General features: G+C 44.4%; 14 protein-coding genes, 1 pseudogene and 1 other annotated feature. Of the genes and pseudogenes, 8 read left to right on the forward strand and 7 right to left on the reverse strand.

What is annotated here, in order from left to right; genetic code table 11:
- Positions 1-57: 57 nt before the first annotated feature.
- Both GTO83_RS00735 and GTO83_RS00740 read right to left on the reverse strand, forming a co-directional pair.
- On the reverse strand, positions 58-2,829 hold the full coding sequence (locus GTO83_RS00735) for a DEAD/DEAH box helicase family protein (RefSeq protein ID WP_180871278.1): 2,772 nt from the start codon (positions 2,827-2,829) through the stop codon (positions 58-60).
- A 31-nt stretch (positions 2,830-2,860) separates the two neighbouring features.
- The gene (locus GTO83_RS00740) at positions 2,861-3,691 is read right to left on the reverse strand and encodes an AraC family transcriptional regulator (RefSeq protein WP_180871279.1); all 831 of its coding nucleotides are present in this window, start codon (positions 3,689-3,691) and stop codon (positions 2,861-2,863) included.
- Between the two features lie 211 nt (positions 3,692-3,902).
- On the opposite strand from GTO83_RS00740, the gene GTO83_RS00745 reads away from it, so the two are divergent.
- Together GTO83_RS00745 and GTO83_RS00750 are read left to right on the forward strand one after the other, a co-directional pair.
- Complete coding sequence (locus GTO83_RS00745; RefSeq protein WP_180871280.1) at positions 3,903-5,819, forward strand: glycoside-pentoside-hexuronide (GPH):cation symporter; 1,917 nt, start codon at positions 3,903-3,905, stop codon at positions 5,817-5,819.
- Between the two features lie 13 nt (positions 5,820-5,832).
- A complete protein-coding gene (locus GTO83_RS00750; protein WP_180871281.1) occupies positions 5,833-8,028 on the forward strand; it encodes an alpha-galactosidase in 2,196 nt (731 codons plus the stop codon).
- A gap of 115 nt (positions 8,029-8,143) precedes the next feature.
- Here GTO83_RS00750 and GTO83_RS00755 read toward each other — a convergent pair whose 3' ends face one another.
- The gene (locus tag GTO83_RS00755) at positions 8,144-8,914 is read right to left on the reverse strand and encodes an NAD(P)H-dependent oxidoreductase (protein WP_180872078.1); all 771 of its coding nucleotides are present in this window, start codon (positions 8,912-8,914) and stop codon (positions 8,144-8,146) included.
- A gap of 234 nt (positions 8,915-9,148) precedes the next feature.
- Positions 9,149-9,544, reverse strand: a complete 396-nt coding sequence (locus GTO83_RS00760) for a hypothetical protein (RefSeq protein ID WP_180871282.1) — start codon at positions 9,542-9,544, stop codon at positions 9,149-9,151.
- Positions 9,545-9,829: 285 nt separating this feature from the next.
- Positions 9,830-10,067: a binding site (T-box leader), on the forward strand.
- Positions 10,068-10,146: 79 nt separating this feature from the next.
- On the opposite strand from GTO83_RS00760, the gene GTO83_RS00765 reads away from it, so the two are divergent.
- From GTO83_RS00765 to GTO83_RS00780, 4 genes are all read left to right on the forward strand, one after another.
- Positions 10,147-10,998, forward strand: a complete 852-nt coding sequence (locus GTO83_RS00765; protein WP_180871283.1) for a MetQ/NlpA family ABC transporter substrate-binding protein — start codon at positions 10,147-10,149, stop codon at positions 10,996-10,998.
- A 19-nt stretch (positions 10,999-11,017) separates the two neighbouring features.
- Positions 11,018-12,061: a methionine ABC transporter ATP-binding protein gene (locus tag GTO83_RS00770; protein ID WP_180871284.1), complete on the forward strand. Its 1,044-nt coding sequence runs from the start codon at positions 11,018-11,020 to the stop codon at positions 12,059-12,061.
- Entirely contained in the window at positions 12,058-12,759 is a 702-nt protein-coding gene (locus tag GTO83_RS00775) for a methionine ABC transporter permease (RefSeq protein WP_180871285.1), read from the forward strand. Before GTO83_RS00770 ends, GTO83_RS00775 begins: the two co-directional genes overlap by 4 nt.
- 78 nt (positions 12,760-12,837) lie before the next feature.
- The gene (locus tag GTO83_RS00780; protein WP_180871286.1) at positions 12,838-13,983 is read left to right on the forward strand and encodes an ArgE/DapE family deacylase; all 1,146 of its coding nucleotides are present in this window, start codon (positions 12,838-12,840) and stop codon (positions 13,981-13,983) included.
- A gap of 388 nt (positions 13,984-14,371) precedes the next feature.
- Here the strand turns inward: GTO83_RS00780 and GTO83_RS00785 are convergent, their stop codons facing one another.
- From GTO83_RS00785 to GTO83_RS11060, 3 genes and pseudogenes are all read right to left on the reverse strand, one after another.
- Positions 14,372-15,574: a pyridoxal phosphate-dependent aminotransferase gene (locus tag GTO83_RS00785; RefSeq protein WP_180871287.1), complete on the reverse strand. Its 1,203-nt coding sequence runs from the start codon at positions 15,572-15,574 to the stop codon at positions 14,372-14,374.
- A 118-nt stretch (positions 15,575-15,692) separates the two neighbouring features.
- Complete coding sequence (locus tag GTO83_RS11055; protein WP_370524344.1) at positions 15,693-16,106, reverse strand: acyl-CoA thioesterase; 414 nt, start codon at positions 16,104-16,106, stop codon at positions 15,693-15,695.
- Positions 16,107-16,148: 42 nt separating this feature from the next.
- Positions 16,149-16,511: pseudogene (locus tag GTO83_RS11060) on the reverse strand ((deoxy)nucleoside triphosphate pyrophosphohydrolase); the annotation flags it as partial.
- A 585-nt stretch (positions 16,512-17,096) separates the two neighbouring features.
- Between GTO83_RS11060 and nhaC the strand changes: the two are divergent.
- Both nhaC and GTO83_RS00800 read left to right on the forward strand, forming a co-directional pair.
- Positions 17,097-18,506 (forward strand): Na+/H+ antiporter NhaC, encoded by a 1,410-nt coding sequence (gene nhaC, locus GTO83_RS00795; protein WP_180871289.1) that lies wholly within the window; start codon positions 17,097-17,099, stop codon positions 18,504-18,506.
- Positions 18,507-18,947: 441 nt separating this feature from the next.
- Positions 18,948-21,347, forward strand: a complete 2,400-nt coding sequence (locus GTO83_RS00800) for a phosphoketolase (RefSeq protein WP_180871290.1) — start codon at positions 18,948-18,950, stop codon at positions 21,345-21,347.
- Positions 21,348-21,430 lie beyond the last annotated feature (83 nt).

The following is a 21,430-nucleotide window of genomic DNA, read 5'->3' on the forward strand; positions in this document are numbered from 1 at the left end:
TTATCCCAACCAGGCCGTCGAGAAAGTTTTCTCTCGACCTCTATATTTCCCTGGAAATTATTTGGATTTGGTAGTTTGCTTTGCTAGGTTTGAGTTAACAAAACGAATTGCAGACATCGTTGGGAAACATTTACTACCGAAGTTAAGGTCACCATACCAACATATTTTATGATCAAAGATACAAAGTTGATTGCCAATTTGTTTGCTCCATTGGATTTTAACTTTTGGTGATAGTAAATGCTCGAGTGTCTCATTATTTTGATGGATGTCGTTATCTTCTTTGAGGTTTAAAGAAATACGTTTATTCTGACTGGCTTGGTCATTTAGAATTTGGATTAATTGCCTTGATAAAGTTCTGACACGGATAAAGATATCAGTTGCTTGGTCAATGTCGTGAATCCAAGTAGCTTCGTAAGTTTGCCAATCAAAATACTGAGCGGCGTAATTGTTATGATTGGTCGGCAGGACGGTTTCGTATCCTAACTTACGATAAACGTTGCTTCGCTTCTTAAACATTTTTGCAAAAGTATCGTCAGCAATGTCAACGTAATCGTAAACGCGTAATTCATCTTTATCTGAAAGCCCTCGTTCGAGTCGGCCTAAGTACTGTTGGGTATTACCTCGCCAGGCAAATGGTAAGGTAAAGAAAAGGGTATCAAGACTGGGCATGTCAAAACCTTCACCAACGTACTTACTAGTTGAGAGGATAACATAAGGCTTGGTTTCATCTTTGATATTTAACTTTTCCTTGGTACTCCCGGTGATAATTTGGATTTGTGCATCTGGATGTTGCGTTTTTAATTCTTGATACAAGATCTTTAAGTGCTTTACTCGTTCACTCAAAAGTAAGATATGACGATTCTCGCTTAGTGCAACGGTAACATCATTGATAATTTGCAAATTGCGTTCTGGATCCTCAACAAGTTCTGCTAGCTTTTGAGGATAATTTTCATTAAGAGAAAGTTGTTGGTATTCACCAACACCGTTATAACGAGGGTATAGATAACGATGAATTAAGCTATTTTCAGAAGGTTGGCTTTGATAATAGATTTGACCACATCTTAAATACATAAATTTTTCAAGGCCATCGTTTCTTTCCGGAGTAGCCGTAAGGCCAACGATGAAGCGGGTGTTTGCCTCCAAGAGAACCTTTTCGAAAGTAATAGCTGCAATATGATGGCATTCATCAATAATGATTTGACCGTATGATTGATAAAATTTTTCTCTTTCCTTAGCGGTTAAGTGGGTGAGTTTGCGAATATTAACAATGTCAACCAAGTGGGACGGGTGATTTCGAGTTCCTGAAATAACTTCAACAGTCGACTTTTTAATCTTCCGCCTTTTAGGAGAAAGTTCTTCGTCTGGCAAATCCTCGATCTTGAGGAAGGTTTGAGCGCTAATTTGCCACTGCTTAGCAATACTTTGAGTGGGAACAACAATTAGTGTACGTACTTTTCGTTTAGCGATTAAGGCACATCCGATGACGGTTTTACCAAAGCCAGTGTGAGCACAGATCATTCCTAGTGAATGTGGATTAAGTTTAGTGATTGCTTCTGACTGTTCTGCACGTAATTCACCCTTGAATGTGACATTAAGTGGTTTGGCATCGGTAAATTCTTCTGTTAGTTGGCAGTTGGTGCTTTCGACTAAGAGTGGAAGAACGCCACGAGGAAGGTGCAAGAATCTTGAATCATAGCTGGCAGCAGTCAACATTGATGGAATATTCCAAACTGGGGCTCGCATCCACTGCTTTTTGTTAAATTCAGGATTTGTAAAAGTTACTAAACTTAGTAGGGCTAATTGTTCACGATGGGTCAAGTCTTGGCGATTAATTAAAATCTCACCCCTAATAACGCCAGTAATCTTTTTGGGTAAGTAGGTTATGCTTAATGTACTTAGTATTTCATTGTCGCTGTTTAAGATTCCACGGTCAGCTTTGATTTTATCAATTAGATATGATAATTCTTTGGCAGTGTATTGTTTGGTCTGTTCTAGCTGATCAAACAGTTTAGCTGGTGGAAGTGGAGAGAGATTATCATCGGTAAAAATAGACCGCTTTTGTTGGACATCACCCCATTTAAGTGGGAGCGCAATTAAATTGCCAAAACTATTATTGGGTAAGCGGTCTTGATTTGGAATCATTCGATCAAAGCAATCAAGGGTTACATCACTACTATTCAACATTGCTTCTGCTAAGATTAGTTTTCCGAGTAAACGGGCACTTTTTGCGGGTACAGGTTCACTAAAGAAAAGCCAAATGTGGTAGCTATTCCCCGAAGAAGAGATTTCAGGAAGACAATTGATGTGGTATTTATGTAAAGCTACTAGAATAGCTTTTGTTGTATCTCGGGGATCAGGACCACCATGCTGGTCGAGATCAAAAACTAGGAGCTTGGTTAAATCGCCGGGCAATAAAGGATAAATTCCAAAACGATGATAACCATCATCCTTAGTGATTTGGTCGAAAATCGTAGTGGTGGTGTAAGGAAGATACTCTTTGGTTAATTTGTTTTGGGCAGCTTTATTATTTCGAAGATTATAGAAGTCCCACCAATTTTTGAGAGCTGGACTATAGCCCTTGCCGTTTGACCATTTTTGGGCATAGACATCAAGACGACCGCTGAAGTAGCGGAGATAAAGGGCGAGCTTTTCCTCTGTTGAACGAGGCTTTTTAAGTAGCTCAGCTAATTCTTCCTGAGAAATAATATAGTTTTGATTATTGGCAGTTTTGATTAAAAAATCTGTTTGATCTGAATGATAGTGATGAAACTCTTTCAGCAGGATGATCTGTTCACCGTTATTGAGGCGATATCCTTGATTGAATTCCATAATCTATCCCTCCATTTTATTTCCAAGGAAATTAAATCCGATTCTGTTGACGATAGGCGTTTGGACTGGTTCCGGCATACCTTTTAAAGGCTTTTGAAAAGGTATAAGTATCGCTATATCCAACCCCACTGGCGATTTCTTTAATGGGGAGGGCGGTGGTAATTAGTTGTTGTTTAGCGTCTTCCATCCGTTGTCGAGTTAGAAATTGCTGTGGGGAAGAGTTGGCATGGCGTTTGAAAAGATTGTAGACGTAACTCCGCGAAAGGGCAAGGTGGTGGGCCAGATCGGTAATGGTACAACTAGCTTGGTAGTTAGCTTTTAAATAATTAACGGCCGCTTGGAATTGAAGCTCAGTTTGACTATGGCTAGGGGATTTACTACCGGGAAATTCATTAAGGAGGTTAAAGAGCATTTCGAAAGTAAGGGCCTTAATGTGTAAATCATTGGCTAACTCATATTCGTGGTGGAGGGCTTGGTAAAGTTGGGTGAGGGTGTTAGCAAACCGAGACCCTTGAACGTCTTTTAGAAAATAGCGCTGCGCTAACTTCGTTTTTTCAAGGATTGTATCGATATTTAGTCCATTAAAGCCAATCCAGAAATAGGTCCACGGTTCACTTTGGTCAGCTTGATAGAAGGCCGGTTTACCCTTCGGTAATAAGAAAATATCACCCGCGTGGAGGGTTGTAAGGTGCTGGTTTGCAACCGCAAATTCTCCTTGACCTTGCAAAATAAAGTGGAGAACATAATTGCTGCGGATATTATTACCACGGAAAACGTGCCCGGGACGACAACGCTCTAAACCATAAAATAAAATGTCTGCTTCAATACTATCAGTTGCCAGCGTGCGGTACTCACCATTCATCTTATTGCCACCTTTTGATGTCATTATGTAAATTCAATAAAAATATATTCCTGTTATTAAGCTGATTATAGAAAATGGATGTTAATTTGTCTAGTAAACAAATTGGCAAAAACTAAAGGGCTATTGCCATTCTCATTTCCTGAAAAATTCGATATATTATTTTTTGTAAGCGGATACATGGCTTGCAAAGATAGGAAAGGCGGAATTAACAATGGCAAAAAAGAAAGGTGTCATGACCGTAAAAGAACAGTTAGCCTATAGTTTTGGAGCTTACGGGAATGACTCATTTTACTCTTTGTTATCTGGTTATCTAATTGTCTTTATTACTTCTCACTTATTTGATTCGGGAAATAAGGCCTTAGATGCTAAAATGATCGGGTTAGTCACAGCAATTATTATGATCTTACGGATCGCTGAATTATTCATTGACCCCTTCATTGGTAACTGGATTGACCGGACTAAGACGCGGTGGGGTCACTCCCGGCCATGGATTGTAGTTGGTGGGACGGTTTCAACACTGCTATTAGCAGCCCTCTTTACGCCCCTCGGCAACTTGTACCAATCCAATGCGATGGCCTATCTCGTGGTCTTTGCGATTATGTACATCACGATGGATGTTTTCTACTCCTTTAAGGACGTTGGTTTTTGGTCGTTACTTTCTTCGTTGACGACGAACTCCGAAGAACGGGAAAAAACGGCGACCTTTGCCCGGATCGGTTCAGCCATCGGGGGTTCCTTAGTTGGGGTGGTAGTTATGCCAGCCGTAATTTTCTTCTCTGCTACCAAGACCTCAACAGGTGATACGCGGGGCTGGATGATCTTCGCGGCCATTATCTGTTTCTTATCCCTCCTTTCGGCTTGGGGTGTAGGGATTTTTAACCGCGAAGTTGACTCTGACATTCGTCACAATGATGAAGATACTGTTGGGGTGATCGGTGTGTTCAAGGCGGTTGCTAAGAATGACCAATTACTCTGGGTGGCTTTAGCCTACTTGGTATACGGGGTTGGTAATAACATCACCAACTCCTTGATTATCTACTTCTTTACTTACATCGTTGGGAAAGCAACGGCTTTCTCCGTGCTTTCAACGATTAACATCTTTACAGGGATGGCAGCCACGGCGCTCTTCCCAATTCTCTCCAAGAAATTTAGTCGTCACCAAATGTTTGCGGGTTGTTTGTTAGTAATGGTCCTTGGGTTAGGGTTCTTTGCCTTTGCCGGCAAAAGCGTGGCGCTTTCCTTAATTGCCGGCATTATCTATGCCTTCCCTCAACAAATGGTCTTCTTGATTGTCTTAATGATTATCACTGACTCGGTCGAATATGGGCAATGGAAGTTAGGCCACCGGGATGAATCCTTATCTTTATCCATCCGGCCGTTGATTGATAAGTTCGGAGGTGCTGTTTCCAACGGGGTCGTTGGTCAAATTGCGATCATTGCTGGGATGACGACCGGGGCGACAGCCGCTTCAATTACGGCTACCCAACGGATGAACTTTAAGCTTTTGATGTTGGCAGTACCAGCAGCTTTGATGATCATTGCCATCATTATCTTCTTACGAAAGATTACCTTAACCGAAGAAAAGCATGCCCAAATCGTCGACGAACTCGAACGGACTTGGGGTGAAAACTTCAAGGATGAAGACGATACGGCTGATAGTCAAACAGAAGCAGCTACCATTGCCGCACCAGTTTCTGGGAAGCTCGTGGCCCTAGCCAATGTAAATGATGAACATTATGCCAAGGGCGAACTTGGACAAGGTTTTGCAATTAAACCAAGTAATGGAAAGGTCCTCGCCCCCTTTGACGGGACAGTTCGGTTAACCTTTGACGATACCCGACATGCAGTTGGTTTAGTTGGGGGAAACGGCATGGCTGTTTTGATTCACGTGGGCTTAGGAACCGTCAAACTAAAAGGAACCGGCTTTGTATCTTACGTCAACCGGGGACAAGCTGTTAAGCGTGGCGATGAAATCCTCGAGTTCTGGCAACCAACCATTCAAAAAGCGGGGTTGGATGATACGGTGATGGTAACGGTCACTAACTCTGATAAGTTTAAGGAATTTAAGTTTATTAAAACTAGTGGTGAAGTCGTTGATGCTGGTGATGAAGTTCTAACCGTTAAATAGGAGTGATGATGTGATGGAAACATTAATTACCTTTGATGAGAAACAAAAAGTCTTTCACTTAAGCAACGGCCAAATTTCTTATCTTTTCAGTGTGGAAGCTGGGGCTACCCTTAGCCACCTTTACTTTGGTCAAGCTGTCAAAGCCTACCATGGTCAATTACAGTACCCACGGTTAGACCGGGGCTTCTCTGGTAACCTTCCCGGCTCAAAGGACCGGACCTTTTCCCGGGATAGCGTTCCAGAAGAATACAGCAGTGCCGGGGAAATGGACTTCCGGACACTGGCAAGCGTCGTTCGCCAGGCCGATGGCGCCAACGCTTTGATGCTTAAGTATGTTAGTTACGAAATTACCCCGGGGAAACCAAAGCTGACAGGGTTACCAGCCGCGTATGTTGAAAATGACGATGAGGCCCAAACGTTAACAGTTACTTTGCAAGACGAAAAGAGCCAGGTTGAATTTAAGCTTGCCTACACGATTTACCGTGACTATCCAATCATTACCCGGTCGGTCCAAGTAGTTAATCACGGGGAAACAAAGGTAAAGCTTGAAAAAGTGGCTTCAATGCAACTAGACTTTGTGGGGCAGGATTTGGATGTGATTTCCCTACCGGGAGCCCACGTACGGGAACGTCAAATTACCCGGACCCGGGTAACGCCGGGAATCCACCAATATAGTAGTATTCGGGGCTCTTCTAGTCACCAAATGAATCCGTTTGTGGCCTTAGTTGAGCCGGCGACGACGGAGTTTAGTGGGGATGCCTATGGCTTTGCTCTTATTTACTCTGGTAACCATGCCTTTGAAGTTGAAAAAGACCAATTCGGCCAAACGCGCTTAACTGCTGGAATTAATGACTTTAACTTTAATTGGGAACTTCAACCCGGCGCTAGTTTTCAAGCTCCAGAAGTGCTGCTGACATACTCTAACCACGGCCTAAACGGGATGAGCCAGGGCTTCCACCACTTAATCCAAGAACGGGTTGTTCGGTCTAAATTTAAGCACGCCCAACGCCCAATTGTAGTAAACAACTGGGAAGCAACCTATTTTGATTTCGATGAGGCAAAGCTCCAGACCATTGTTGATGAAGCTCGAAATCTCGGAATTGAAATGTTTGTCCTGGATGATGGTTGGTTTGGTCACCGGAGTAACGATGATTCTTCCCTTGGTGATTGGCAAGTCTTTGCCAAGAAGTTCCCGCATGGTTTAAAACACTTTGCCGATTATGTTCATGGGAAAGGTCTAAAGTTTGGGCTTTGGATTGAACCTGAAATGATTTCCTATGATTCTGACTTGTACCGGAACCACCCTGATTATCTGATGCAAGTACCAGGCCGGGAACCGTCTCCAGCTCGGGACCAATACATTCTAGACTTGAGTCGTCAAGAAGTTATTGATAATATCTTTGAGCAAGTTAAGGCGATCTTAACTGCCAATGATGTTGACTACGTGAAGTGGGACATGAACCGGCACCTTTCAGATATTTACTCAGTGGGCTTACCACCAGAACGGCAAGGAGAAGTTTATCACCGTTACATGTTAGGGGTTTACCAGTTAATGGACCGCTTGACCAGTGCCTTTCCAGATGTGCTCTTTGAAGGTTGCTCTGGTGGGGGCGGCCGCTTTGACGCCGGCCTGGCTTATTACATGCCACAAAGTTGGACAAGTGATAACACCGATGCGGTAGCCCGGTTAGGGATCCAAGCAGGGACTAGCCTGGTCTACCCACCGTCCTTAATGACCGCCCACGTTTCGGCGGTGCCAAATGGTCAGACTGGCCGAACGACTTCCTTTGCAACCCGGGGGGCCGTGGCCATGAGTGCCGTCTTTGGCTATGAACTTGATTTAACCAAGTTAACGACGGAAGAAAAACAGGCGGTTAAAGAGCAAATTGGTAAATATCAAGAAGTTCGCGACCTCGTAGTAAATGGTGATTTCTTCCGCTTGAAGGATCCGGGTGTTGGAAATGAAGTGGCGTGGATGTTTGTCGCTAAGGACCAAAGTGAAGCCCTCGTAATGGACTGTCAGTTATTAGCCGAAGCCCAACCGTTCCTTACTAAGACTAAGCTAGTCGGCTTAGATCCAAACCGGAAATACCAAAACGTTGCAACGAAAGAAATCTTTGGTGGCGATGAACTTATGCATTTTGGTTATTACAACTCGGTGGTTAAAGAGGACTTCGTAGCTTGCTTAACCCACTTCAAAGCTTTATAACACCATGTACTAAATCAAATTTGCAAATACTAAAATCAATTCTTACCGAAAAAAGGGACCAAGCAGGTGCATGCTTGGTCCCTTTTGGGGTATTTAATGATAATTTCCCGGGAAATTACTTCCGCGCATGTAAACGGACGGTTAGTAAGTGTAAGATCGTAGCTAACAAGACAAAGAAAATCACTACAAAGGAAAGGTAGGTCCACCAAAAACCCGAAACGGGAACTAAGTGGCTTAACCCAACTTGAATGCCCATGGTAATTAAGGTCATGATCGCGACAATCGCAAAAAGTTCAAAGTACCGCTTCACGGTTTGATCATCCTTTCTTTGACTTTGATTAATCTTTTCACTGAGCTTTCTTAAACGGTTAATTTTCTTTTCAGGGAGGCCTTGACCTTCATGATCCCAAGTGCCAGCTTGAACGGCTTCGCCAAGCTTAATTAGGCCAGCAGTACTGAGAACCTTGTCCACGGTTTGGAAAGTCGGATCAGTCGCCGGACTGAAGAAGTTGGCCCACGCCTGCTTATAACAAGAAGTCAAAGTAACGTAATGCTTATTTTTAAAGCGCCCCGGATGCATCCCACCCCGGTGATCAATACGAACGAGATAGTGCCGTAAGATATCAAAGAACTGTTTTAAGGTCCCGCTTTCGTGGCCCCAGTAGGTTGGGGTGGCGATTACCCAAACATCGCTCTTGATCAAGAGTTGAACCAATTTACCTAAATCACGGTTGGGGTGTTTGGGCCCGGCAGGATGGAGATTATAGTCATTTAGGTTGATCGTAATTGCCGTATTTGGGGCTTTAATATTATCCATTACCGTCGCTAACATTTGCGCCGTAATGCCATCTGGATTGGTACCAGCAAAAATTCCTAAAACTTGAATACGATCACAACCTTCTTAATTAAGTTAAATCCACTATACCATAGATTAGAAAACCCGATTAAGTTTACCTTATGAAAACGCCCATTGCATTGACGCCCATCAATTTACCCTAAGGAGGACTTTGATGCTTATTAAGGCGAGAGTTTAGGCAGGGGCTTTTGACCGTAGTTACAGAGTATGAAAGAAGGACCGGGAAGAAACAAGCGCTTCTTCCCGGTCTCTCTTTCACAGGGCCTATTTTTCTTTAAGATATTTACTGCGGATCAGTAATTCTCGGGATTGCTGGTCCATTGGCCGGTACCCCTTCGTAAAGAGGTGGCGGAAATACATCATATTGTAGATGAAGGTAAATAAGACGGCCGGCCACGGGAAAGTTAAGAGGGCCCCAAGGTGAAACAGCAGGGCAAAGAGGACGTAAATTGCATCCCAAACTAGCATCAAAGCAAAGTTATACCAGTCACCCCGGAAAATCGCCGGAAGGGGGCCAAACCAAAAGGTGGTCCAAGAAATCCCCACCTTGGCAATCCGAATATCACCCGCATCGTTGATTACCTTCGCGTAATTCGGTGGAACGGGAAGATTCTTTAAGAAATCTTGATTGTTATTTTGATTACCAAATGGGTTTTGCACTGGTTGGCCTCCTTAATTAAACGTATTTGTAACTAATTAAGTTTAACATAGGTTCGGGGGTGGGGGCGAGTAATCTTCCTTAATGGAAAAAACAGGTTATCGTTTGGTCAACCAGAGCAGATTGGTCAAGGCCTTTTAGCGCTACTTGGAGTTGAAAATGAGAAAATACCGAGCTTAATTGTCGTTATTTCTAAACCGTTTTACCAATTTTTTGAAAGAAAAATTAAGAAAAGAGTTGACAGAGATTAGAAAACAATGATAAGATTTTGACAATCAAATGAGCGAAAAAACATTTAGAAAAGCAGAGTAACTAATAGCGGTTATCACAGAGAGCTCTTGGCTGGTGAAAAAGGGTTAACCAAAGTTGGTGAAGATGGGCTTGGAATGGCACTGGCGATTCATTAGTCAGTGACGGGTTTGCACCCGTTACCAATGCAGGGTTATTCAAAAGAGTAACTCAGTGAGATTTCACCTGTGAGGGTGAAATGAATCTAAGGTGGTAACACGAGCAATCGTCCTTAATCGATGGAAACTTCGGTTAAGGGCGATTTTTTGTTTATTCGCTCAAATTATCAGGATGAAAAAGAAAGGGAGTAGTAATTATGCGGAAGAAGAAACAAAAGCGGTTGATTATTTGGTTAGTGGTAGCAATTGTTGTGGTGGTGGGCGCGATCTTTAGTTTTGGTCACGCCGGACAAAAACAAAATAAGACGGTAACCGTCGGGCTAGTTAGTCCAAGTAACGCGGATGAAAAGATTTGGAATCAAGTTGCCAAGACGGCCAAAGATAAGTACGGGGTTACGGTTAAGACCAAGACCTTTACGGATTATACCCAACCCAATAAGGCCTTAGCCAATGGTTCAATTGATTTGAACGCCTTCCAACACTATGCTTTCTTAAATGCTTGGAATAAGGCTAATAAGGGGAGCTTAGTTGCCATCGGTAAGACTTTCATCACCCCAATTCACCTGTACTCAAATAAGTACAAGAGCCTCAAGGATTTACCTGATGGCGCAACCATTGCGGTGCCAAACGATACTTCGAACGAAAGTCGGGCCCTCTTCGTGTTAAAGAATGCGGGCTTAATTACCTTAAAGAAGTCAGCGGGGACCTTAGCGACGGTTGCTGATATCAAGAGTAACCCGCACAACTTGAAGATTAAGGAATTGGCGGCCGAACAAACAGCCCGGTCCCTTGATGATGTTGATGCCGCAGTGGTAAATACGAACTACGCGGTAGCAGCCAAGTTATCTGATAACAAGATTCTTTACACGGAACCAGTTAACAAGGATTCTAAGCAATGGATTAACCTCATTGCGGCGAACAAGAAGGATCAAAACAAGGAAGCTTACCAAGACGTGGTAAAGGCTTACCAAACAACGCAAGTTAAGCACTTAATTCAAAAGTACTACGGCGATAAGGAAATCGCTGCTTGGAATTTGAAGTTAAAGTAATTTACACGGAGGGATGACTATGTCACACATCATTGATTTGGATCACGTTTCGGTAACTTTCGGTGATCTCCACGCCGTTTCAGACGTGACCATCAAGGTCGATAAGGGCGATGTCTACGGGGTCGTTGGTTATTCTGGAGCAGGTAAATCCACCTTGGTGCGGACAATTAACCTCCTCCAGTTACCAACTAGCGGAACGATTGAAGTTGCGGGGACGACCTTCTTTAAGGACGGGGTCGCGCAAATTTCGGGTAAGGAATTACAAGCTAAGCGACGGAATATCGGGATGATTTTCCAACATTTCAACCTCTTAAACGAAACAACGGTGATCGAAAATGTCGCCTTTGCTTTAAAGCACAGTGACCTGGACGATGACGCCATTGAAAAGAAGTGCTATGAACTCTTAGATTTAGTGGGCCTTAAGGACAAGGCCGAAAATTATCCGGTCCAACTTTCTGGTGGGGAACAACAACGGGTTGCCATCGCGCGGGCCTTGGCTAATGATCCAGAAATTTTAATTTCTGATGAAGCTACCTCAGCTCTGGATCCGCAAAACACCAACCAAATTTTGGACCTTTTGAAACGGTTAAATAAGCAACTCGGCTTAACGATTATCTTAATCACTCACGAAATGGATGCCGTTAAGAAGGTCGCTAATAAGATTGCCGTCATGGAACACGGTAAGGTAGTTGAACAAGGCAACCTCCGGGACGTCTACCTCCGGCCAAAAGCCGAGTTAACCCGGCAGTTCGTAGGGGGCTCCTTAGCAGCGGCCGATACTTTGCGGTCCTTTAACTTGGGAGAATTAAGCGATAATGAACAACTTTACCAAGTGGTCTTTAGCGCCGCTAACGTTACCAAGTCAATCATTCTCGAACTATACAAACAAGTGGGCGTTGATGTTTCGATGCTTTATGGAAACATTGAAGTGTTAGGGGATGAGCCAGTTGGGACGATGTTTATCCTAGTTACTGGGACTCCAGCACAACAAGCTAAAGTTACAGAGTTATTGAAGAGTTTTAACGTCGAAGTTAGTCCGGTTGATGGAGGAATCTTAGCATGAGTGAGTTAATTTCAAAATATTTACCAAACGTTGCCAGCCTGGGCTGGACTGGTGACAGCGGATGGGGCACGGCAATTTTTCAAACGATTTTTATGACCTTCTGGCCAGCGGTTGTTGGTGGGATTTTAGGATTAGTCTTTGGTCTTACCTTGGTGTTAACCAAAGAGGGGGGAATCTTAGCTAACCGGGTCTGGTTTAATATCTGCGATAAGATTGTTTCCTTCTTTCGGGCAATCCCCTTCATTATTTTGTTAGCCTTCATCGCGCCCTTCACCCAATTAATTGTGGGGACCCAAATTGGGACAACGGCGGCCTTAGTTCCGCTTTCTCTAGGGGTCTTCCCCTTCTTTGCCCGGCAAGTTGAAGTGGCCTTAGAAAGTGTTGACCGGGGGAAGATTGAAGCTGCCCAAGCCCTTGGTTCTACCAATTGGGACATCATCTTTGATGTTTACCTAAGTGAAGCCCGGGCGGAATTAGTGCGGGTTTCAACGGTAACTTTGATTAGTTTAATTGGTTTAACTGCTATGGCTGGGGCCATTGGGGCTGGTGGCCTTGGGAACACAGCAATTGCTTACGGCTACAACCGGTTTAACAACGATGTGACGGTGGTAGCCACCCTCTTAGTTTTAATTTTTGTCTTGATCGTTCAATTGGTCGGGGACTGGTTAGCTAAGAAGTTGAACCACCAAGTTCGCTAGGTACAACGGAAAGCCGGCAGGTAGGCGGGAGAAAACTGAAAAAATTCCCACCCTCTACTATTATTAAGGGGGATCATTATGAAAGAGAACACAAAATTAAAGATTTTAACGGACCTAATTGACATACCAACGGTTAATCAAAATGAAGTGGCCGTTGCTAATTACCTTCAACGTTTATTCCAAGCACATGGTCTTACCGCCACCGTTGATGAATTTGCGCCGGGACGAGCAAATTTGGTTTTAGAGCTTGGCACCGGTGACCATGTCCTGGGGATAACGGGGCATATGGATACCGTGGCCGTTGGTGACGAGACGGCTTGGCATTACCCACCGTTTGCAGCAACGGTTGACGGTGACCGGATCTACGGGCGCGGGGCTGCTGATATGAAAAGCGGTTTGGCCGCGCAAGCAATTGCCTTAATTGAGCTATATGAAGCCGGGAAAATCTCAGGACACCTTCGCTTTCTCGCAACGGCTGGTGAAGAATTTGGCACGCCGGGTGCTAATCGGCTCTTGAAGCAAGGAACTGCCAACGATCTTGATGCGCTATTGGTTGGAGAAGCAACCGGTGGGGATGTTGTTTATGCCCATGCCGGAAGCATTAACTACCGTTTGACAAGCATTGGTAAAGCAGCGCACTCATCAACACCCGAAGCAGGGGTAAATGCCCTGACGCCGTTGGTTAAATTTTATCAGGAAGAAGCTAGGCTCTTTCAAGACTTACCGCAAGATCCAATTTTGGGGACGGTTAAACATAGTGTAACCGTAATTAAGGGTGGCGATCAGGTTAATTCGATTCCTGCCCAAGCAGAGTTAATGGGGAATGTCCGACCGACCAAGGTAGTCCCAAATAGCCAAGTAATTGATCGGTTACAGCAGTTGGTAACCCAATTAAAGAATGATTTCCCAGGAAATAACCTGGAATTGACCATTATTCATGACTTCTATCCGGTAGGAACGGCCCCGCAAGACGAGTTTATCCAAACGGTCCTAAAGGCAAGTCAGCACTGCTTTGGGAAGCTTGATAAGCGGTTGCTTCCTAAAGTACGCACGATTAATGGGGCAACTGATGCTAGTGTTTTCACTAAAGCTAAGCCCAGTTTACCGGTGGCTGTTTTAGGGCCAGATGCCTGGGAAAGCTCCCACCAAGTTGATGAGTGGACGACGATTAGTTCCTATTTAGCAACGATTGAGGCCTATAAGCAGATTATCAGTGCCTGGTAAAATGAGATGAGAAAAGAATAGCGCCGTGAAAACTGGTTTTAGCCAATTTTCACGGCGCTTTATTTATTCGATGCCAGCCTTGCTTATCATCGTAGCACTCTTTCAATCTCGATTCAAAAAGCCACGAAGAATCGTGTCGTTTCTTCGTGGCTATCTTTGACTGGCCAGGATTTATAAATTCCCGTGTGCTAAGGTATTAATTGGTGTCTAATAGAAAGAGTAACATGAACAAACTAAGTAATAGAAGTAGACTTACTTAGCAGTATCCAAATGGGAGTAAGGAATTAAGTTCTCTTAAAAATTTGCACAATCAGCCCAATGAACATAGTATAGCATCCTGGCTGGGCATTTGTAATAAGAAAATCAGCGAAAATGGTTGGGGTTAAACCTAATTTTGCTTGGTGCCCGTTTGGTGATCAGAAATAAAGTTTTGTAGCCGTTGGATGGCAGTCTTAAGCGTCGTTAAATTCGTTCCATAACTCAAGCGTACGTGGCCGTCCATGCCAAAGGCTTTTCCGGGAACCAGGGCGACATGAGCTTCTTGCAAGACAGCGGCGACGAAGTCATCGGTGGAGGTAAATCCGGTTGCCTTCACGGCTGCACTAACATCGGGAAAAAGGTAGAAAGCCCCGCTTGGTTTATTAACTAATGAAATACCCGGTAAGGCATTAATTAATGGAAAGATTGTATTTAACCGTTCTTCATAGACTTGGCGCATCTCTTCAACACAAGTTTGATCACCAGTGATTGCTGCTAAGGCCGCATATTGACTAGCGGCGTTTAAGTTTCCAGTGGTGTTGCCGATGAAATTACCGAGGCGTTGAATCAACGCTTCATTAGCGATCACGTAACCGACCCGCCACCCCGTCATGGCGTAGGCCTTGGAGAAGCCGTTCACCAGAATCGTGTGCTCTTTGATTGCTGGGGTTAAGTCTAAGAGGGAGGTGAACTGGGTGCCGTTGTAGACTAAGGACCCATACATATCATCCGTAATAATTGTTAAGTCTTTGGCAACTGCCCATTCTCCAATGGCGAGTAGTTCATCCTTGGAGTAGACTTCACCGGTTGGGTTGTTTGGTGAATTAAGGATGAGGACTTTAGTTTTGGGGGTCCAAGCAGCTGCTAGTTCAGCCGGGGTAACTTTTAACTGCCCGGCTTGTGGTTTAGCAAAGACTGGTACACCGCCAGCTAATTTAACCTGTTCGGAATAGCTAACCCAAGCGGGGAGGGGGATGAGAACCTCATCACCTGGATTAAGCAGCACTTGACTGAGCGCATACAGGGCAAACTTTCCTCCCACCGTCATTACCACGTTTTTAGCAGTGAAGTTGGTCCCGTGTTGCTGATTATTGAAATTAGCGACCGCTTCCCGGAGGGGGAAAATTCCCGTTGCTGCGGTGTAAGAGTCGGCTTGGTTATCGGTGATGGCCTGGATTGCCGCTTGATGAATATGAGTGGGGGTATTGAAATCCGGTTCCCCAACGGTAAGGTTCAAAACATCGATTCCTTGGGCTTGCATTGCCTTCGCTTTCGCTGACAAGGCAAGCGTTGCTGATGGCTGGACGTTTAAAATACGCTGTGAAAACTGCATGTTAAAATCCCCTTTGGTGAATGATTAGTATTAAACTAGGGAAATTGTACCATGGTTAGTAATTATTTTGCGATGTTTTGCTTAAAAATAATGATGAGAATTGCAAAAAGACGAATGATTAGGCCAAAAATTTGGCTAGGGTTTGGTAGAGTTCGGGGAGCTCACGATCAATCCGGAGTAAGCGTCCATCCTTAGTAAAGCAATGTTCTGATTCACCTAAGCAAACGAGGCTCCCTTCGCAGGTCATTTCATAGCCTAAGGTTAATTTAACCCGGTCTAGGTGCTTAACGGCTAATTTGATGTCGACTTGGTCACCAAAAGTGGTGGATTGCTTATAACGACAATTAACGCTGACAACCGGAGAGATGATCCCAGTCTGTTCTAATTGCCCATAGTCCCAGCCGATTGCCGCAAAAAAGCGGGTTCGGGATTCTTCCATCCACCGGATATAGTTAGAATGGTGGCTAATCCCCATCCGGTCAGTTTCGTAGTATTCAACTTGATGGGTATAGAACTGAGCAGGATTTTCAATTTGGATGTGGGCTAAATCAACCTCAGCGAGTTTAGCTAAAACGGGCCTGGCAGCCGGGAGCCAGTTGAGTTCCGCTAATTCATTTGGGGTCCCCCAGCGAAGTTTAGTGTGGGCATTGGTTTTAAGTTGGTGATTCGTTAAGCGAGCGTAGAAGACTTGCATGTGAACTTCGCCCCATGGGTATTGATGGACGACAGTTGGGAGAACCCGTTCGCCAATGATCGAATTACTACCAAGTTCTTCTGCTAGTTCGCGTTGGAGCGACACCCGCGGATCTTCACCAGCTTGAATTTTCCCCCCAGGTAATTCCCAGGCTCCGGAACCTAAGCGGCCCCCTTCGCGTTGCCCAGCTAAAATCTGATCGTCCTTAATAATAACTGCGGCCGCCACGTTAATTTGCTTCATGATAAAAGCCTTCTTTCGTTGATTTTCTTTAGAATACCAGAAAATTGGTCGAGGTGATCAAGTTAAGCTTGATTACTTTTGAAAAGTTCGAAGAACAAAATATCACTTAAAATAAGTAAATGCTTTTAAGATTAATTAAATTAGGATGATTAGTATTAAATTAAAAATTACTAATTTTCTTGGTTGACTGCTAGGTAAAACCATGGTTAAATAACAACAACTTAATTAAATTTTTCTAATGATTCCGTGGAGCCAAGTAGGAGTTTCGTTCCCTGGCCAAGAGAGTTGGTGGTGCTGAGAACCAACGTAAAGCGTAACTGCGAATTACACTCCATCCCAATAAAGAATCGCGGTTGGCCGCTGTATTGGCTAGAGGTATGGGTAACCATGCGAAGCTGGGTGGTACCACGGAATCATTCGTCCCTCATCTGAGTAATTCAGGTGAGGGATTTTTTTATTAAAACGAAAAAGAGAGGGGTAATTTATATGCAAAAGGAGTGTTGGGTCGAGCAAATTAGTGGTCAAGATCGATATTATTACGGGGAATAATTGGCGGTCATAGATTACTAAAAGGAGAGAAATACGATGCGTAAGTTAAAAAATCGGGTCGAACCCGTCTTTAGTTTCACGGAAAGTGTCATTGTTTTAATTGTTATTTTAAGTTTGTTGGGTTTTCTAATCATCGTTGAGCACCAAGAACCACAAGCACCCTTGTTAATTGCCTTTGTCCTCCTAATGCTTTACGGCCGGATACGGGGCTTTAAGTGGTCGACGATAATGGACGGAATGCGAACGGGGCTCCGGGCAGGGATTGATCCACTGGTGATTTTTCTGACGATTGGGGTTTTGATCGCCACTTGGATTTTCTCTGGGACAATTCCAACTATTATGTACTTTGGCTTTAAGATCATTTCAGTGCAATTCTTCTTACCAACGGTCTTTCTGGTTTGTACCTTAGTTGCCATTGCTTGTGGGAGTTCCTTCACCAGTGTTTCTACGATGGGAATTGCCTTTATTGGGATTGCGGCTACATTGCACATTAACCTTGGTTTAGCAGCCGGGGCAATTGTCTCGGGGGCTTTCTGTGGAGCCAATATTTCTCCGCTTTCGGGGACGACAAACTTGGCGGCCTCAACTGGCCAAATTGATATCTACCGTCACATTCGGGCGTTGCTTTGGACGGATTTACCGGCCTGGGCCATCTCCTTGGTTTTCTTTACGGTGACTGGCTTGAATTCGAAGACGGCAAGTCTGGCCGCCATTCATAAGATGATGCAGGGCTTAAAGCAAGGTTTCTGGATTTCCCCAATTACCTTATTACCAGTTTTACTTTTGATTATTTTAGCCTTCTTTAAGGTTCCCGCCATTCCTTCCTTAGGGTTAGGAGCGATGTTTGCGATTGCCTTGGGTTGGTTCCATGACCCAACGACGACGATCGGCAAGATTAGTAACTTAATTATGAATGGCTACGTCGCCCACACGCCAAACAAGACGATCAACGTTTTGCTTTCAAAGGGCGGAATTAGTAGTATGTTAACTTCGGAAGCTTTGATTATCTTTGCGCTAACCCTTGGCGGGCTCTTGATTAAGTTTAAGATCATTAGTATTATCATCGAATTAATTGAAGCTAAAGTTAAGGGGGCCGGTGGTTTGACGGTCGCCACGGCTTTGACTTGTATTGGGGTGAATCTCTTAGTTGGAGAACACTACCTAGCCATTATCCTACCCGGGGAATCCTTTAAGGCAGCCTTTGATCACCACAACTTACCCCGGCAATGTATGACGCGGATCTTAAATGATGCCGGGGCAGCCGTTAACGCCATTGTCCCTTGGAGTGTTTCGGGGGTCTTTATTGCCACAACCTTACAAGTTTCGACAGTAGCTTACATCCCGTTCGCTGTCTTTCCAACGATTGTGACGATCGCTTGCATTATTGCTGGTTTCTCCACCCGGGCTAGTCAAGCGACTCGGGAAGCGGAATTGGTGGTGAATTAAAAGACTTTGTCAACTTGTTTGGTGTCTGTAAGCCCAACTTTTTTCTTACGATTAGACAAGGGTAAAGTTATTGAAACGGTATCGTTCATGGTACTTGACGGACTGGTTGAAATAAGAAGAACGAAGGTTGATTCATTAGAATCGGCCTCGTTTTTCTTTTTTTATAAAAATTAAAATTCTCCAAAAATCCGGAAAAATTTTGAGCAAAAAGTTTTGGTAAACCGCTTTCCTTCGGTAAAATGAAGGAGTTGATAGAGACGCTAAAGGTTGATCTAATCGCATTTTGATAAGCGTTAACCAAATTGGACCGTATCAATTTTCAAAAAGGTTGACTTTTTGGCGAAATGCTTTATCATGATAATCGTAAATTGCTTGAGATTTACGATGCGTTAAAGTCAAACACGTAGTTATTTCTTTACACAAAAAGGAGTGTTAAATTAAATGGCAGTAGATTACGATTCCAAGGCATACTTGGAAAATGTTGATGCTTACTGGCGCGCTGCTAACTACCTTTCAGTTGGTACGCTTTTCTTGATGCACAACCCATTGTTGCGTCGGGAATTAAAGGCTGAAGACGTTAAGCCTAAGCCAATTGGTCACTGGGGTACGATCGTTCCTCAAAACTTCATTTACGCCCACTTAAACCGGGTTATCAAGAAGTACGGGGTTAAGATGTTCTACATCGAAGGTTCTGGTCACGGTGGTCAAGTTATGGTTAACAACTCATACCTTGACGGTTCATACACTGAAATTTACCCAGAAATCACCCAAGATGAAGAAGGGATGGCAAAGCTCTTCAAGCACTTCTCCTTCCCAGGTGGAACTGCTTCACACGCTGCTCCTGAAACTCCAGGTTCCCTTCACGAAGGTGGGGAATTAGGTTACGCCCTTTCTCATGGTGTTGGGGCTATCTTGGACAACCCTGACCAAATCGCCGCTGTTGAAATCGGTGACGGGGAATTCGAAACTGGTCCATTGGCTGCTTCATGGTTCTCTAACCGCTTCATCAACCCAGTTACTGACGGGGCTGTATTGCCAATCGTTCAAGTTAACGGGTTCAAGATTTCTAACCCAACGATGATTTCTCGGATGAGCGACGAAGAAGTTACTAAGTACTTCGAAGGTCTTGGCTGGAAGCCTTACTTCGTGTCTGCTTACAAGGACGGCGAATTTGATGGTCTTAAGGACCACATGGAAGTCCACGAAGAAATGGCTAAGGTGATGGACACTGCCATCGAAGAAATCCAAGCAATCCAAAAGAACGCTCGTGAAAACAACGATGGTTCAATGGCTCAATGGCCAGTGATCGTCTTCCGGGTACCTAAGGGTTGGACTGGTCCTACGAAGGATCTTGATGGTAACCCAATCGAAAACTCATTCCGTGCTCACCAAATTCCTATTCCGGTTGCCCAAGATGCAATGGAACACAAGGACATGTTGGTAGACTGGATGAAGTCTTACAAGCCAGAAGAACTCTTCGATGAAAATGGTTACCCAGTTGACGCTGTACGGGCAAACGTACCAGCTGCTGATATGCGGATGGCTATGAACCCTGAAACCAACGCCGGGGCTAACCAAAAGGCTCTTCGGATGCCAAATTACCGTGACTTTGCGGTTGACGTAAAGGACCACGGTACTGAAAAGCACCAAGACATGATCGAATGGGGTAAGTACATCGCTAAGATGATGGAACTCAACCCTAACAACTTCCGTGGGTTCGGTCCTGACGAATCCAAGTCTAACCGGCTTTACGCAGCACTTGATACTGCAAAGCGGACTTGGACGGCTTCTGTTCATGAACCAAACGATGAAGACTTGGCTGCAAATGGTCGGATCATCGACTCACAACTTTCCGAACACCAAGCTGAAGGATTCCTTGAAGGTTACACTTTGACTGGTCGTCACGGTTACTTTGCAACCTACGAATCATTCGGTCGGGTGGTTGACTCCATGCTTACGCAACACATGAAGTGGATGCGGAAGGCTAAGGAACAATACTGGCGGAATGACTACCCAGCATTGACGTTCGTTGATACTTCAACGGTCTTCCAACAAGACCACAACGGTTACACTCACCAAGATCCAGGTCTGTTGACGCACCTTTACGAAAAGGAACGTCCAGACATGATCGGTGAATACTTGCCAGCTGACACCAACACGCTTTTGGCAGTTTCTGACAAGATCTTCCGTGAAAAGGAAAAGATCAACGTGCTTGTTACTTCCAAGCACCCACGGCTTCAATGGTTCTCCATTGACGAAGCTACTGAATTGGTAGCTAACGGTCTTGGCTACGTTGACTGGGCTTCTACTGACCAAGGTGCTGAACCAGATGTTGTCTTTGCAGCGGCTGGTACTGAACCTACTGAAGAAGTCTTCGCGGCAGTTGAATTATTGCACGATGCCTTCCCAGAATTGAAGATCCGGGTTATCAACGTGGTTGACGTTATGAAGTTGATGACGCTTGACAAGAACCCTAACGGAATGTCTGATGAAGAATTCGACCGTTACTTCACTGCGGACAAGCCAGTTGTCTTTGCATGGCACGGTTTCCGTGACATGATGCAAAGTCTCTTCTTCCCACGTCACAACCGCAACGTTCACATTCACAGCTACATCGAAAACGGGGACATCACGACTCCATTTGACATGCGGGTATTGAACGAACTTGACCGGTACCACTTGGCTAAGGACGCAATCCTTAACATTAAGGGTTACGAACAAAAGGGTGCTGCCTTCGCTCAAAAGATGGATGACATGGTTGCAAAGCACAACCACTACATCCGGACTGAAGGTAAGGACATGCCAGAAGTTGAAGAATGGTCCTGGAAGGGTCTTAAGTAATAACTACTGACAAACGCGTCATAAATAACTAATAAAAGGGCTCTGCGCTGGATGGCGCAGGCCCTTTTAGTGTACATATATAT

Source organism: Lactobacillus sp. 3B(2020), from assembly GCF_013487845.1.
In the GTDB taxonomy this organism is placed as follows: domain Bacteria; phylum Bacillota; class Bacilli; order Lactobacillales; family Lactobacillaceae; genus Limosilactobacillus; species Limosilactobacillus alvi.